Origin of the sequence: Methylosinus sp. C49 (genome assembly GCF_009936375.1) — a bacterium.
Taxonomy (GTDB): domain Bacteria; phylum Pseudomonadota; class Alphaproteobacteria; order Rhizobiales; family Beijerinckiaceae; genus Methylosinus.
This window is the reverse complement of the sequence record NZ_AP022333.1, coordinates 42,763-59,955: the sequence shown is the minus strand read 5'-3', so window position 1 is coordinate 59,955 and position 17,193 is coordinate 42,763. Positions and strand designations below refer to the sequence as shown.

Sequence of the window (17,193 nt, the reverse complement as noted above, 5' to 3'; positions counted from 1 at the left end):
CACATCGCGCTCACGCTCCGAATTCCCATGGACATCGTCGGGACTCGGCTGCCCGCCGAGATTCGACGGCATCGGCGATCGGACTCGTAAGGCCGCCGGCTCGGTCGTCACGCCGAGTCCTGCTATCCGGGGCGAGCGCGATCGCTTTGTCGCTGATTGTCCTGCAGGGGCTCGACGGCGCGGCGGCGCGGCCGCTGGGGCGCGCCTCGGGAGTGACGGCGGCGCCGACCGTCGCGGTCGACGCCGCGACGACAGAGGCGCAGCAGGCGGCGACGATCGCCAAGCAGAGCCAGGGAACGCTGCTGCGCGCGACGCAGGCGATCCAGGCCATGCAGGCGGCGCAGGCGGCCGCACGCGCCGCGGCTGCCGCGGCGACGAATTCTTCCATCGCGGACGGGCTCTCCGTCGGCGGCAATGGCAAGCTGCCGGGCCTCGTCGTCGATCCGCGCGTCACCACGACCCCGTCTCTTTGGATCAACGCCGATCTGCCCACACAATCGGTCAGCGACGGCAAGACCACGGTCACCATCAAGCAGAACGCCGCGCAGGCGGTGATGACCTGGGCCTATTACAATGTTTCGCCCAATACGACTGTCGTCTACGACCAGCAGGGCAATCCGAGCTGGGTCGCGCTGAACCGCATCGACGCGACGGGAGCGCCCAGCCAGATCCTCGGCCAGATCAAGGCCGATGGAACCGTGCTCATCATCAATCCGAACGGCATAATTTTCGGCGCCGGCGCGCAGATCAACGTTCATTCGCTGATCGCCTCGTCGCTCGACATAGACGGAACGACATCGTCGAGCGTCTTCAATGGCGCCGCCGCCTACAATAAGATGACGCTGCATATCGACGGTCTCGGCGACATCGCCGCCTATGCGCCGTCGAACGAGGTCGCGGCGAATAATAATTTCGTCGGCGCCAATGCGGGGCAGGGACTTTTCCCGATCGCGACGGCGCTCGGGACGACGATCGGCAATTCCACCCGCTTTTCCACGGGGACGATTGCCGAGCAGACGATCGGCGCGGTCGTGGTCGAAAAGGGCGCGTCGATCGAGACCTCGGTCAATTCGACCGGCGACGGCGGCTATGTGGCGCTGCTCGCCCCCAATGTCACGAACTCCGGCTCGATCACGACGAAGAACGGCCAGATCATCCTCGCCGCGCAGGGATCGGTTCTGCTCAGCGAGCCGCAGTCGACGGCGACGGGCGTGCACACGGCCATTGTCGTCGATCAGGATTTTTCGGGCGGCACGAACCCGACGAACAAAACTTTCACTGTTTCCTATCAGGGCGCGGCGATCAACGACGGTCTGCTGCTGGCGCCGAGCGGAAATGTGATGATCGTCGGCGGAGCGATCGAGCAACTCGGCGTGCTGGCGACGACGACGAGCGTGACGCGTCCCGGCTCGATCACGATCTACTCGACGGGCGATGTCGTCTTCGGATCGGACAGCGTCACCGCCATTCTCCCGGACGAGGAGAGCGGCACGGTGCCGACGGGCACGGCGACCACCGATTATTTCAACAGCAGCCTGCAGCCGCAAATTTCGATCACGGCCTTCAAAGGAGTCGACTTCCAGTCCGGCTCGCTGCTGCGGGCGCCGAGCGCTGCGGTGAATCTGGTCGCGCCCGAGGTGCTGCTCGAGAGCGGCGCGACGATCGACGTTTCGGGCCTCGCCGATGTGCGGGTTCCGATCTCCAATTTCCTCGTGACCTTCGTCGTCACGCCCAATGAGATCGCCGATTCGCCGCTCGCCGCCGCGCTCGTCGGCAAGACGGTCACGATCGACACGCGGGTGGGCTCGCCGATCGTCGACGCGTCCGGCTACGCCAAGCTCATCCCGAAGTCGATCGACGAGATTTTGACGGTTGGCGGCTCGGTCAGTGTCTCAGGGACGAATTTCATTCAGCAGCCGGGCTCGATCGTCGATATTTCGGGCGGTTATGTGACCTATACGGGCTCGGTGGTGAACACGACGCGCCTCGTCGGCGCAGACGGGCGTTTCTACGACATCGGCAGCGCCGATCCGACGATCCGCTATGTCGGCGTCGCGGCGGCGAGCGGCTTCACGGTCGATCATTCGCGCTGGGGCGTGAGCGAGACCTATGTCAATCCGCTGATGAGCCGGGGCAATTACGAGTCCGGCTATATCGCCGGGGCGAGCGCCGGATCCTTGTCGATCGCGGCGGCGCCGATCCTCGCCGGGACGATCCTCGGCGAGACGGTGACGGGGTTGCGCCAGCGCGCCAATGCGTTAGGCGGCGGGACCGCGGTTCAGACCTCGCTCGCGCAATTGCCGGCTGGCGCGTCGCTGACGATCAATTCGACAAACTCGTTCGTTACCAGCTATCTGCTCGAATCGAGCGCGGACGCCGGCGAGGATCCTTATGGCCTCTCGACATACAGCTATGGAACGAATTGGCGCGCGCCGTCGACCATGCCCATTCTGACCGATCGCCTGTCGGACATCGGCTTCGCCTCGATCACGATCCGGGGCTCCGGCTCCAATCAACCGACCGTCAATATGGCGACGGGCGCGGTTCTTCAGGTTGCGCCGGGAGGCTCGATCACGCTGACCAATGTCGAGACGATCGATGGCTCGCTCATCGCGCGAGCCGGCAAGATCACGCTGTCCGGCCACATCTACAGCAGCGACCTGATTCCGAACTCGATTCCGGCCGATCTGGTGATCGGGCCGCACGCGCTTCTCGACGTTCACGGGCTGTGGATCAATGACGCCGGCGCGGTCGGCGACCGGCTGCAGGGTTCCGCCTTCATCGACGGCGGCTCGATCAGCATAACGACCTTGGCCGCGACCTATCACCGATCCCCGCTCGACGACAGCGACAATGTCGACGCGACGCAGAGCATCATTCTCTCGCCTGGCAGCGTCATCGATGTGTCGAGCGGCGGCTATGTGGGCTCCAACGGCAAGTTGAAGCTCGGCTCCGACGGCCTGCCAGTCGGCAAGGGCGGGAGCCTCTCTCTGGTCACCTATTTGGAGGGATACAGCGGCCTCAGCAACCCGCCCGGCCTTCAAATCTACAACGAGCAACTGACCAACGGCAATCAGGCTAACGCGGCGACGGTCGTCCTTGGCGGGACGATCTATTCTAACGGCTTCGACACCGGCGGAACCTTCACCCTGCAGGCGCCGACGATCACCATCGACGGGCAGGCGAGCGCGATCACATCCTATACCTCCGGAACGCGGTCTGGAGAGATCGTGCTGCCGGCGAGCTTCTTCACCGACAATGGCTTCTCGAATTATTCGCTGACCAGCGCCTATGGCGGCGCGACAGTGACCGCCGGCACGACGGTGCTGTTGCGGCAGGCGAATTATCTCGCCTCGAGCGACGCGCTCTTGTCGCTGTCGACAGGCGCGTCGCTGCACAATGTTGCGACGGTCGGCCTCGCGCCCGACGGCTTGCGCAATCCGGTGAGCCTCACTCTCGCCGGCGGGACGACGCTGCTCGATGCGGGAGCGCGGATTCTCGCCGAAGCGAATGCCTCGAAGCAGGCGACGGTGACGCTGACCGGCGGCTCGGTCACGGTCCTCGGCGAGATCGTCGCGCCGGGCGGCGATATTGTTCTGGCGGCCAGCGGCCTTTCGGGCGGCCAGTTGACGATCGGCGCCGATGCGGCGCTGGATGCGAGCGGCGTCTTCGTTCCCGATCCGACAGGGACAGCCTATCGGACCGGCAGCGTGCTCGACGCTGGAACTATCACGCTGTACGGCTATTCAGTCGTCGCGCGCGAAGGCTCGCGTTTCCTGCTCGACGGGACGTCGGCGAATGTCGAAATCCCTTCCGGCGGGGGGCTGCTCGGACCGCGCGTGGCGACGCGAGAAATCTGGAGCGACGGCGGCGTCTTGCAGATCGGCGCGTCCTCGCTCTATTTCGCCGGCTCGGTCAGCGCGCATGGCGGGGCGGAGCTGGCGAATGGCGGCCTGTTCCGGATCGGCATTCCGGAGGCGAGCGCGCCGAAAGTCGTTTCCGCGACCGGTAGCTCCGTAGTGACAGTCGTGAACGGCTATGCGGGGCTTCCCGTCTCGATCGTCGTCGAGCAGGCAGGCGTCGTCGCGATCGCTCTGGCGTCGAACACGGCCCTGCAGGGAAACGCCTTTGTCGGAGTCGACACGCTGACGGGCGGCGGCTTCGATTCGATCGAGCTCAACGCCGCGCAAACGGTCGCCTTCGTCGGATCGCAGTCGATAGGGGTGCGTGGATCGCTCATCCTCGGCGGCAATCTTGTCTCTCTGCCCGCCGACGGCGTCGCCTCCGACTCCGCCCGGGCGGTGGATTTGACCGCAGGCTATATCTGGCTCAAGCCGGTCGCCAACGTGTCCGTGGCGGCGACATCCGGCGCCGGTGCGCTGACGCTCACGGCGGAATGGATCGATGTCGGCAATCCTAGCGCCGGCGTGGCGATCAACAACGTGGTCAATTTCCAGAACGTCGGCTCTGTCACACTCGCCAGCGCCGATGCGATCCGGTTAATCGGACATATTTCAACAAATTCGACAAGCGATTACGCGACGAAAGGCAACAGCTTCGTCGGCTCGCTCGGCGTCGCCGGCGATCTGACGCTGAAGGCGGCGGAAATCTATCCGACGAGTGGAACCAGCTTCACGCTGACGGCCAGCGGCACGATTGCGATCGAGCAGACCGGCGTCGCCAGCCAGCCGCTCTCGGCCGGCGGAACGATCATTGTCGACGCCGCGAATATCGTGCAGAATGGAACGCTCTGGGCGCCTTTCGGCCAGATCACGCTCGGCAATACGACGACGACGCAGAGCGTCACGCTCGGCGCCGGCAGCCTTACGTCCGTATCGGGCGCCGGAACAGTCGTCCCTTACGGCTATACGGTCGATGGCGAGGTCTGGTATGTCGGCAACACGGCCTACAGCCTCGCCGCGGACGGCACCGGCGTCTACCAAAGCTACAGCCTGACCTCCAGCCCGACCAAGGCGATCACCCTCAACGGCGCCGATGTCGCGACGTCCGCCGGAGCAAAGCTCGATCTCTCTGGCGGCGGCGACTTCTACGCCAGCGAATTCGTCGCCGGCACGGGCGGCAGCCGCAATGTGCTCGCGGGCTCCACGGTCTACGCGCTCGTTCCGACCTCCTCGGCCAAGGTCGCCGCCTATGATCCGACCTTCGCCGCGACCAATTCCGATATCGGCTCCGCCGCTTTCGCCTCCAGCCTGCTGAATGCGCCGGCGGGAACGGCGATCTATATCGCCGGCGGCAATGGGATAGCCGCCGGCTATTACACTCTGATGCCCGGCATGTATGCGACCCTGCCCGGCGCCTATCGCGTCACCGTCGCCTCCACATCGGTGAAGAGCGCGGCTGCGCAAAGCTACACGTCGATGGACGGCTCGCTCTATGTGACAGGCAATTTCGCCAATGTCATCAGCGGGACGCGATCCTCGCAAACCGTGCTGTTCCAATTGCAGTCGCAATCGACCTGGTCGCAATATTCGCAGATCGACATCACCTCCGGCACGAGCTTCATCCGCAATCTGGCGCTCACCGCTGGCACGGCCATTCCGCTTCTCCCAGTCGACGGCGGCTCCCTGACCTATGCCGCCCGCAATTCGCTCTCCATCGACGCGGGCGCCCTGTTCGGCTTCGCCGCCGGCTCCAGCCCGCTCGCGCCGGATGTGGCCGGCGTCGGCGGGCAATTGGCGATCAGCGCCGCCAAGGTGCTCGTGCTCGGCTCCGAGGATACTGCGGCCCCGACGGGGAAGGACGATTATCTGAAGCTCTACGCCGATCAGCTCGACACTGTCGGCGCGACCACTCTGCTGATCGGCGGCTCGTCGGTCGTCGATACGTCGGGCAATCTCGTCGTGAGCGGCGTCGCCACCGATGTCGAGATCGCCACCGACGCCGCTCACGCGCTGAGCGCGCCGCAGCTTCTCATCGTGACCAAGGCGGGCGGCGGCGGCATTCTCGTCGACGACAACAGCGCCATCGCCGCGGTCGGAACCGCGCCGGCGGGCGCCGACCGGGCGATCGTCATTGGCGCCGATCCGGTCGCGCAGACCAACAGCAGCGGCGTCGTGACCTATACAGCGGGCGTGAGCGGGGAGGGCTCGCTGCTGCGCGTCTCTACTGGCGCGATGGTCACCGTGACCCGCAATTATCTGCCGGGTCTCTACACCGGATCCGGGCCGGCGCCGACTCCCGCCGCCACGCCCGGCAGCCTCGTCATCGGCGCCAATGTCTCCATCGACGGGGCAGCCGCCCTCACCCTCGATTCGAGCGGCGTCAATCGAGTCGGCGCCAACGCCACGCTCGTCGCCAAAGCCTTCGATCTTTCCGCCAAGGCGATCGAGTTCGGCGCCGATAGCAGTTCCGCCGGCCTCGCGCTGACCGATGCGGTCATCGCCAATTTCGCCGGCGCGGATTCGGTGCGCCTGCGTAGCGCCTCGGCCTTCAATTTTCACGATGTCGGCGGCCTTTCCATCGGCGACGCCGCCCATCCGATCGGCCTGTTGATTTTCGACGGCGGCGGATTCTACAGCGCGGGCGGCGAGACCAGCGTCTACGCCTCCAATATCACGCTGACGAACACGCAGAGCGCCTCGACGACGACCAATGGACTTATCGGAATCGACGGAAAGCTGACCCTCGTCGCGAGCAAGACGATCACCCAGAGCGCCGGAACGATGACCGCGAACGGCTTCTCGACGATCGCGCTGCAGGCGGGAGAGGCGATCCGCTTCGCCGGAACGGGCTCGCTGACGGCGAGCAATGGTTCGGGCGTCGCCGATGTCGTCCTCTCCTCGCCCAATGTCATCGCCGTCTCCGGCTCGGCGCAGGCGCTGACGACGAGCGGCGTTCTGAGCATTGTCTCGACGGGAGCGGCGACGGCCGTCGATGCGACAGAGATCGGCGGCAGCCTGTCGCTGACGGCCGCGAGCATCGCGGATTCGGGCGCGATCACCGTACAGGCGGGAACCTTGTCGCTGACCGCGACGACGGGCGACGTGACTCTCGCCGACGGCGCCATCGTAAACGCCGCGGGCACGCGTATCGTGCTCGGCGCCAGCACGGAATATTCGCCCGGCGGCGTGGTGAAGCTCGTCTCGCAGAAAGGAAATGTGACGATCGCGAGCGGCGCGAAGGTGGACGTCTCGGCTGCCAAAAATGCCGACGGATCTTCGGGCAACGGCTATGCGGGCGGAATTTATATCACGACCGCCAATGATGGGACGACGACGCTTCAGGGAACGCTCGACGGCTCGGCGGCCTATAAGGACGCGGGCGGAGCTTTCGTGCTCAGCACCGGGACCATCGTCGGCGATCTTCCGTGGGGCGGCTTCACCAGCCGCTTCGCGGCCGCGATCTATCAGCCGGGCGACATCGTCGTGCCGATGGGCGCGACGCTGAGTTCGACCGAGGTGCTGCTCGTCGCCAATCAGGGCAGCGTCATCGTCAATGGAACGATCGACGCCAGCGGGCCGACAGGCGGCGGCATCTCGCTCTACGGCGCCGGAACGACCACGCTGGCCGCGACCGATCCCGGGGCCACGGGCGTCATCATCCGGTCCAGAGCGAAGCTGGACGCCCACTATGTCGCGGCGGAAAAGGACGATCCGGGCTACGCCAATGGCGAAAGCGCGCAGAGCCAGCGCGGCGGCACGATCACCCTCGGCACGACGGGCGCCACGGATGGCGCGCTGAATGCGACCTATGGCTACGAGAATGTGCCGGGCTCAGGCGCCGTCAAGGTGGAGAGCGGCGCGATCTTCGACGTGAGCGGCGGTCCTGGTGGAGACAATGTCGACAATACCGGCGGCGTCGTCGTCGTGCGCGCGCCGATCCTGACGAACAATAACGTCAATGTAAGCTTCAAGGGCACTGTCGTCACCAATGCGGACTCCAGTGGGAACGCCAGCGGCCAGGGCGTGGTCCTCGATGCTTTCGCCGTGTGGAGCACGACCGATTCCTGCCCGCTCATTTCGGGAGGCTGCGGCTCGATCACGACCGTCGCGCAATATAATGCGCTGACGGCGGCGCAAAAGGCGCAGATGCAGCAGCATTTCGACGGGATCATCGATCCGGCGGGCTTCTTCAGCGGAGCGGGCGCGCAGATCATCTCGGCGACGTCCGGCCTCTATCCCACTTCGACATATGCGGCGCCGGCCAGCGGCGCCTATCTGCCGCATGTCGGCTTTTATCAGAACACGCTGCTCAATTTCGTCGAGAATCCGTTCAGCGGCAATGCGGCGGCGGTGGCGGCCGATTTCGCGGAAGCCAAATTGCAGGTCGGCGACAGACCGGCGACGGCCTTGCCCTCGACCTCCCTGCATCTGCGGCCGGAGGTCGATCTCGTCAATCCGTCCAGCAGCATCAATGGCGGCAATGTGACCGTCGCCTCCAATTGGAACCTCGGCGCCGGCGTCTACAATACGGCGACGAACGCCTTCTCGCTCTATTACAGGACGACCAATGGCGGCGAGCCGGGCGTGCTGACGTTGCGGGCCGCGAATAATATCCAGCTGAACGCTACGATCAGCGACGGCTTCTATGAAACTAGCGATCCGTTCTTCGCGGCCGCGGTGGCGAGCAGCCTGGCCAGCAACGATCCATCTCTCGCTCTGGCGACGACCCGGTACGCGAGCAGGAACCTGTACGGGACGGCCGCCTATATGCCGGGGATGACATCCATCTATGCACCCCCCACCGTGTTTCCGTCTTCCTATGGCACGGTCGCGCAAAATACATGGTATGCGCAGTATTACTATTACTATGCGAATACGACGATTCCCTATATCAACATTCTCGGTCGCGGCGCGAGCTCGCTCTATATCACGACCAACGCCTCTGGCTCCGGCACATTCGACAATGATCCCACTCATTATTCATCCTACGCCGCCTATGTGGCCGCCTATAACACCTTTTATGTGGGCTCGCGCTATGTCACCGGCGTCGCAGGCATCGCGAACGAGGCGACCCAGACATTCTCGACGCCGGCAAGCTCGTCGAATGGAACAACGCAAAATCTGACCAATTTCGACAATAATCCGACCCATTATACGAGCTACGCCAATTACGCCTCCGCCTATAAAACCTACTCCGCCGCATTGGCGACATATCTCAAGACCTACTATGGCATATATAGCCAAGCGCCGGTCAACAGCAGCGTCGATCCGAGGACCTATCCTTCGACCATTCTCGCGCCCATACCGCCGGTCTACGGCAGTGTCTATTCCGGCGGCGCGACCGAGACTGCATCGCAATTCACAACCGACTATGTGACCAACTACGCCACGGGAACATCTTCCGTGTACTACAATTTTATACTTTTTTACAACGGCAACAAGGTCGAGCCGGGCAATGTGACCGGCAGCGCCGCGAATACGACCGGCAAGACCGCCCTGTGGCTCGCCGTTCTGCCCTATCTTCCCACCACCTCGGAAACGCCGCCGATCGTCCTCGCCTCGAGCGCCCAGCCGGGCCCCGCCAACGCCATCGCCAATAATCCCGCCAGCAATGTCACGACGGATAGTTTGGGCAATGCGGTGACGATCAAGGATTACAACACGACCTCGGCGGCGAGCCTCATGCCGGCGAGCTTCGGGGCGAGCTCGTCCTATGATTTCGTCGCCGGCGCCTATTTCGGTGTGGGCGGCGCCTCCTCCGTCGATCCCAACGCCGTCGTCGCGCTGAGCGGCGCGATCGACCCCAAAGCGCCGACCGCCAGCATCGTCATCGATGGGCATTCGACTTATAGTTACACTTTCGCGGCGCCCAACACGACGACTGTGACCATCAATGTTCCCACCATCCTGCGGACCGGCACGGGATCGATCACGCTGACGGCGGCCGGCAATGTCGAGTTCGCCGATCCGATCGTTCAAGGCGCCGTCTATACGGCGGGCGCCGCAACGACGACGCCCGCCGACTTTAACGCGCCGACCCTGGCGAGCGCCTATAACGCCAATCCCAACGGGCTGGTCTCGACGCCGGCCTGGGGGACAGGCGGCGGATCGATCGTCGTCAATGCCGGAGGCTCCATCATCGGCGTCGCCGCGGCGACGGAGAGCGAGACTTGGGCCGACTGGCTCATTCATTACGGCTCGTCGGACGGCGACAGCACGCCCTTCTCCGGCTGCGCGGCGACCGGCGCCGCCGCCTGCCAGACGGCGGCCTGGATCAATTATGCGACCTTCTTCCAGAATTTCGGCGCGCTCGGCGGCGGCGACATCACGCTGCGGGCCGGCCGCGACATCATCGATATTTCCGCCTCTCTGCCGGAGACGATGATCGTCGCCGGCGGCTTCACCGCCGCCAATCCGGCTCACGCCATTTATTACGGCGGCGGCAATTTGCTCGTGCAGGCGGGCGGCGATCTCAACTCCAGCGCCTTTCTGGTCGGGCGCGGCGCGGGCCTCATCGAGGTCGGCGGCGACGTGCAGCAGACCGCCGACAATCCGATCACCAGCGCAAAGGACGCCGCCCTCTATCCGCTGCTGCTCGCCGCGCAGGACGGCTATATTTCCGTTATCGCCAAGGGCGATCTCACGCTCGGGACGCTGCTCGATCCGACGACGGCGACGCGAGGAAGGCTTCCGAGCTTGACCCCCAGCAGCTACCTGCCGGGGTCCTATTCGGGCAATGTCTTCACCAGCTATGGCGCGCAGGCGGGCCTCTCGCTCGTAAGCCTTACCGGCGACGTGAATGCGATGAACTCGGTCACCACTTCTCTGCTGCCGCCGAGCCTCGAAATCGCGGCGCTGCTGGGGGATATCACCGTAGGCGGCGGGACGATCCTTGCCTATCCCACCGACAGCCTGGGACACAACACAGCGAGCTTGACGCTCGCGGCGGCGGGCTCGATCAATATCACTCTTACCGTGGGCGCTCCGACGCCGAGGGCGATCGACAGCAGTGTCGGCGGATACGTCAATCCGCTCGGCGTTTCCTTCTACACGCTCGCTTCGACGGAGCTGACGAACAGCGATCCGATCCTCGTCAGCGCGGGCGGGAATCTCGACGGAACTCTCACCGTCGAGCGGCCGGCGCAAATTCTGGTGGGTCGCGACATTGGCGACAGCACGTTCACCTTCACCGGTCTCAATTTCACCGATGCGGATGTGACGAGCGTCGTCGCCGGCCGCGATCTTTCTGGCAACTATTATCTCTACGGCCCGGGCGCGCTGCTCATCGAGGCCGGACGCAATATTCGCAAGCCGCTGGGAAGCGGCACTTTTGCCTCCTTCAGCGTCAACACGATCGGCAATGGCTCGGGCGGCGGGAAAGCGGGCGGCCAGCTCGCGACGCTGAAGAACTATCTGCCGGAAGAAGGCGCGGACATCACCATGCTCTATGGGATCGCCAAGGGCGTCGATTACGCCTCGGCGATCTCCGCCTATGTCGATCCCGCCTCGGCGGGAACGAGCGGCATAGATTTCCTCGCCTTCATCGCCGCGAGCCTCGGCCAGTCGCGCGATCAGGCCTGGGCGAGCTTCCAGACTCTCGACGAGACGCATCAGCATCTCCTCGTCGACAAGGCCTTCCTGCAATTCCTCACGCAGGTGGTGACGGATTATCGCAATTCCGCGAGCGACTATTACGGCAAATATGGCCGCGCCTATGAGGCGATCGGAACGCTCTTCCCCAATGGACTCGGCTATGCGAATGACGGCAGCGGCGGCTCCGACCTTTCGGCGATCGGAAGGCTCGTCATGCCCTTCTCGCTGGTCGAGACGCAGGCTGGCGGCGACATCAATATCATCGGACCCAATGGCGGCATTCGCGTCGGCTCGGCCGGCCGCGATAATCTGAAGCCCAATCAGGAAGGCATATTGACTTTGCGCGGCGGCTCGATCCGCATCTACACGGATCAGACCGTGCTGGTGAATCAGAGCCGCATCATGACGCAGCAGGGCGGCAATGTGGAGATATTCAGCGGCAATGGCGACATAAATGCCGGCTCCGGGCCGAAGACCTATGTCGCCAATCCGGTGCTGAGCGAGGTCTGCAACTACATCGCCGGCTATTGCTCGGTCAATCCGCAGGGTCTCGTGACCGGCGCGGGCATCGGCGCCATCGTCACCCTGCCGACGCAGGACCCGAGCCTTTCCAACGCCTTTCTCTCCGCGCCGAAGGGCACGGTGGATCTGGGCGCGGCGGGCGTGCGGGCGGCGGGCAACCTCACCATTGTCGCGCAACGGGTCACCAACGCCTATAATGCGCAAGTGGGCGGAAGCGTCTCTGGCCTGACGACGGTGACGACAGGGCCGAATGTCGGCGCGCTGACCTCGGCCTCCAACACAGCGGGCGCGGCGGCCAAGGCGGTGGCGACGCCGCAGGCTGGCGCCGGAGGCTCCGACACGCCCTCGATCATCACCGTCGAGGTGCTGGGCTATGGCGGCTCCGATCACGGAGACACTCCGGCGGGCGGCGGCGCGAGCGTGACGCCGACGAGCGCCGGCTCGGGTTCGCCTGAGACGCCGCCGCCGGCGAATGGCGCCGGCTCGCAGAGCGACAGGGCGCGGCGCTCGAGGTGAGCCGCGCGGCGTCGATCCGAACCCGGATCGACCCGCCAACGCGCACGCGGCTCCGAGCGAGCGTGAAGGCTCGCTTGTCGAAGCATGAGAATGCAGGGCATGAGAAGAGGCGAGAAGCCGCTCGCCTGATCGGGAGCAGGCCGGCGCGATCGACCGAATCTCTCTAAAGCGTTCCTTTGCTAACCGAAAAACATGCTGCCGGCGACGTCTCGTCTAACAGGCAAGGGCCGGCTCGCCGCGCCGAAAGCGGAGACGGTCGAAAACGCGATCGCCGGAAAGAATCCCGTCGCAAAAAAACCGGGCGCGCCTTTCGGCGCGTCCGGCGGTTCGATCGAGATCGATAGTTTTTATTGCGCGCCGGTTCCGCTCACGCTCGCGCAACCGTCGGTGAAGAACCCGTCGTAGGCGGTGATCGTCGCCGAGCTGGCCGCCGTTCCGAGATAAGTGTCGCCGATTTTCTGGGCCCAGCTGCCGGCCCCAGTCGACAGAGCCTTGAAGCCGTTGTTGGCGGTAATCGTCGCGGCGTTGCCCGCCGTCAGACCATAGTGCCACTTCAGATAGCCCAGAAGATCGGAAACGCGGGTCGCGGCGGGAGTGGAATCCCGGCCGACGCCGTAGCAGCTATAGACATAGAGATAGGCCGTGCCGACCAGGGAATAAGCATCCGTCGCCGGCGCCAGCGGGAGCTTCGAGCGACCGGTGATGTCGACCGACACGCCGGTGCCCGGCAGATAGGTGGTCGCCGGGAAGGTCTGAGCATAGACGTTCCAGTCGGCGAAGTTCGCGCTGGCCGGCAGCGAGAGAACTCCCCAAGCCGCATCGGCGCTCGCCGGCGTCGCCGCGATGAAGTTGGTCGACGACACGCCGGGGTGGGTGACGCCGGCAGAACGCTGATAGTCGTTCTGCAGGCTGGCGGCGTGTGGGATCGTCGTCGCGGTGGACGGATTATAGGGCGCGACGAAGTCGTTGCTCAGATAGCCGATATAGCCGTAGTTCGCCGAGGTGTTGCCGATCGCCGCCGCGACCGCATCGCTGCCGTCGGCGCCGGTCGTGTTGAGGCTGCGGCCATAGGCCGTCACCTTGTTGATGAGCTGCGTGAAGTTGTTGTTCGGCAGGGCGCTCGTCGAGAAGATCGACACATAGCCGTAGGAGTTGCTCGGGTCGAGCAGCGGGCAGACCGTCTTCAGATAGTTGGTGAAGATGAAGCTGGTGCCGCTGCCGTCCGAACGATAGACGATGGTGATCGGCGTGCTGGCGCTGGCGTAGGCCGTGCCGCCGCCCGTGCCCGGCGTGCCGGCCGTGCTGGCGGCGTGCCAGGTGTTGGCGTCGGCGAAGCCTTCCGTGCCCGCCACACCGGTGCTCGAGAGCGTCGGGATGGTGGCGGTGGAGCTCCAATCCGTCACGAGGCCGGAGAAGATCGCGCAGATCTGCGCAGTCGAGAGCTGGATGCGTCCGCCCGCGGCCGTCGTGGAGAACTGGGACTTGATCGTCCAGGTCGTGCCGCCGGCGACGGTCGTGCCCGTGGACTGATCGACCGCCGGCAGATTGACGGCGACGGCGACCGGCGCCTCGAACAGCGGCAGCTGGATCGGATCACCGACGTCGGCCGTTGGGAAGCTCGTCGAGCCATTGGCCGCTGTCGTGTGGTTGATCTGGTCCCAGAGATAGACGGTGGTGGTGTAGCCGGTCACGAAATTCGAGGGGAGCGGAGAATCGCTCGCGCCGAAGTCGATGCGCGGATAGGGGTAGGAGGTGAAACCGAGAGTATAGTCGGGATTGGCGGCCGGATCCAGGCCGGCGCCGCGGAAGCCCTGCGACGGGTCGTTGGAGATATAGACGCGCTGGCCCGAGCCGCTGCCGATGCCGGCGTAGAGGAGGAGAACGCTCGAGCCAGAAGCGGTGTAGTAACCGGCGCTGAGCTGGCGCTCCGCGAGCGAGGCGAGCGTGCTGCCGCCGCCGAAGATGCCGTCGGTGGCGAGGGCCGGCTGGGCGCCGATCAACGCGATGGTCGAAAGCGCGAGAGCGGAGCTCCCGTTACGCAGAGCTTTGCTGAAAGAAAGAGCAGACATGTGCTTCTCCTAATGGATCATTGCGTAGGGCCGCGCGAAAGGGTCGGCCTCCTCGACGGAGGCCGCCCGATCCCTGTTCAAAAATGACGTTCTTGTTACAGTTGTCCGACAAGTAGATGATATAGAGGCGTAGTTGATACTTAGTACGCCCAGCCTCTTTTCTCGTCCTTTGTCGCTATTGCGCCGCCTTACACCCTATAGACGGCCAAATCCGGTCGATCGCGAAGAAAATAATTACGGATTTTTTGGCAAAAAGGAGTCGCGACGAACGCAGAGCCTCTTTATATTTCGTCAATCATTCGATTGATCGATCTTCCGGGAGATTTGTGAAATGGCCGAAACTCCAGGCTTTTTCCAGCCGCCGACCTATCGCGCGCAGGCGCGCATGGAGCTCGGGGCCTTTCGTCCCGTCACGCCCGCCGCCCGCAACGAGGTCATGGCGCCGACGCCGCCCGCGCAGCTCGCGCGCGCGCGCAAGCAATATGCGCGCGGCGTCGAGCACGCGCGCGCCGACCGCTGGCGCGAGGCGCTGCGCTTTTTCGAGGAGGCCGCGCGCTGCGCGCCCGATCAGCCGAACTATCATTATGTGCATGGCGTCGCTCTGTGCCGTCATGATCGCTTCGACGAGGCGATCGGCGCGTTTCAGCTCGAATTGGAGGTGACGCCGGAACACGCGCCCTCCTTGACCGAGATCGGCACTTGTCTCGCGCGGACGGGGCGCACCCGGCAGGGCATTCCCTTTTTGCAGAGGGGCCTCGCGCGAATTCCGCATCTGCCGCTGGCGCAATTCAGCCTCGGCCTCGCGCTGCTGACCGAGCGTCGCCCCAAGGACGCGATCATCGCCTTGAGTTCCGCGCTGACCTACGACGGCGCCTATGCGGACGCCTATCGCATGCGCGGCCTCGCCCTCACGATGGAGGGCGAGCACGACAAGGCCGTCGACGATCTGCAGGCCGCCGCCGCGCTGGACAGCAAGAACCATCGTGCTTTGCTCGATCTCGGCATGAGCCTCGGCGCGAATGCGCGAGAGCAGCAGGCGGCGCGCCTGTTCGAGATGGCGGCGAAAGTGGCGCCGGATATCGCGCTGCCGCAATATGTCTATGGCAATTTCCTCATCAATCACCGTCTCTTCGAGGCCGGCCTCCGATATGTCGATCGCGCCATCGAGCTCGATCCTCTGCAAGCCGAGCCCTATGTCGGCCGCGGTTTCGGCCTGCTCGGACAGGGGCGCATCGACGAGGCGGTCGCCGCATATCGACGCGCCGGCGAGCTCAAGCCCGAAAGCGCCCAAGTCGCCGGCACGCTGCTGTTCGCCTTGCAGCATTATCCGGGCGTCACCAAGCGGGATTTGCTCGAGGCGCATAAGAGATGGGCGGCGCTTTATCGTCCGGCGGCGCCACGCGACAAATTCGCTTTCGCCAATGATCCAGATCCGACGCGCAGGCCGCGTATCGGCCTCGTCTCCGCCGACATGCACCGGCATGCGGCGGCCTTTCTCACGCTGCGGGCCTTCGAGCAGCTCGCGGCCATCGGTTATGAAATTTTCTGTTACAAGACCGACAGGAAGCGCGAGGATGATGATTTCAGCGAGCGCTTCAAGGCCGCCGGAAAATTTTGGCGCGACGTGTCCGATCTCGACGATGCGGGTTTCTCTGCGCTGATCGAGGAGCACAAAATCGACATTCTCTTCGATCTCGCAGGACATACAGCCGGCAATCGCCTCTCCGTCTTCGCGCAGCGCGCGGCGCCGATCCAATTGAGCTGGGCAGGCTATGTCGGCACCATCGGCCTCGACACCTATGATGGCGTGATCGCCGATCCGGTCGAAATTCCGCCGCAGGACGACGAATTTTACGCGGAGCCGGTCATCCGCCTGCCCGATTGCTACGTCTGCTATCATCCGCCGACCGATGCGCCGGAGGTGGCGCCGCTACCGGCGCTCGAGAAGGGCGCGATCACCTTCGGCTGCTTCAATCGCCCGGCCAAGATCAATTCAGAGGTCGGGCGCGCCTGGTCGCGCATCATCGAGCAGGTTCCCGGCGCGCGCATCCTCATGGTCTATGGCGGTCTGAACGAGAGCGCCACGCAGAAGGCGCTCTACGACGTTCTCGAGAAGGGCGGCCTGTTGCGTGAGCATGTCGAGCTCGTCGGCGGCGCCGAGCAGCCCATATTGCTCGACGCCTATGCGAACAGGGTCGATCTGGCGCTCGATCCCTTTCCCTATTCCGGCGGCGTCACCACGCTCGAAGCCATGTGGATGGGCGTTCCGACAGTCACTTTCGTCGGCGACACATTCGCCGGCCGCCATTCGGCGACGCATCTTTCCGCCGCGGGGCTCGCAGATTTCTGCACATATTCGATCGACGATTATGTGGCGCTCGCCGTCGATTGGGCGAAGCGGCCTCAGGATCTCGCGGCCTTGCGCGCTGGCCTGCGCGACAAGGTCGCGGCCTCGCCGTTGAACGATCAGCTCCGCTTCGGACAGAATCTCTCGAAAGAATTGTCTCGTCTCTGGACGCAATGGTGCGATCAACGTCGCGCGTGCGATGCCGCTGGCGCGGCCGCATGAGGGCGGTCGTGGCGAAGCCGCT

Annotated in this window: 3 protein-coding genes; 2 read left to right on the top strand and 1 reads right to left on the bottom strand. The window is 64.6% G+C overall.

What is annotated here, in order from left to right; translation table 11 throughout:
* Window positions 1-146 precede the first annotated feature (146 nt).
* Window positions 147-12,533: a filamentous haemagglutinin family protein gene (locus GYH34_RS18665; RefSeq protein WP_161915130.1), complete on the top strand. Its 12,387-nt coding sequence runs from the start codon at window positions 147-149 to the stop codon at window positions 12,531-12,533.
* Between the two features lie 347 nt (window positions 12,534-12,880).
* Here the strand turns inward: GYH34_RS18665 and GYH34_RS18660 are convergent, their stop codons facing one another.
* Window positions 12,881-14,602, bottom strand: coding sequence for a substrate-binding domain-containing protein (locus GYH34_RS18660; RefSeq protein ID WP_161915129.1), 1,722 nt, complete (start codon window positions 14,600-14,602; stop codon window positions 12,881-12,883).
* Between the two features lie 436 nt (window positions 14,603-15,038).
* Between GYH34_RS18660 and GYH34_RS18655 the strand changes: the two genes are divergently transcribed.
* Window positions 15,039-17,171 (top strand): tetratricopeptide repeat protein, encoded by a 2,133-nt coding sequence (locus GYH34_RS18655; RefSeq protein WP_244635413.1) that lies wholly within the window; start codon window positions 15,039-15,041, stop codon window positions 17,169-17,171.
* Window positions 17,172-17,193: the final 22 nt, after the last annotated feature.

What these genes read in the sequence shown, in the direction of transcription:
- GYH34_RS18660 (WP_161915129.1), bottom strand. Translation starts at nt 14,602, where the DNA reads ATGTCTGCTCTTTCTTTCAGCAAAGCTCTGCGTAACGGGAGCTCCGCT.
- GYH34_RS18655 (WP_244635413.1), top strand. Translation starts at nt 15,039, where the DNA reads ATGGCGCCGACGCCGCCCGCGCAGCTCGCGCGCGCGCGCAAGCAATAT.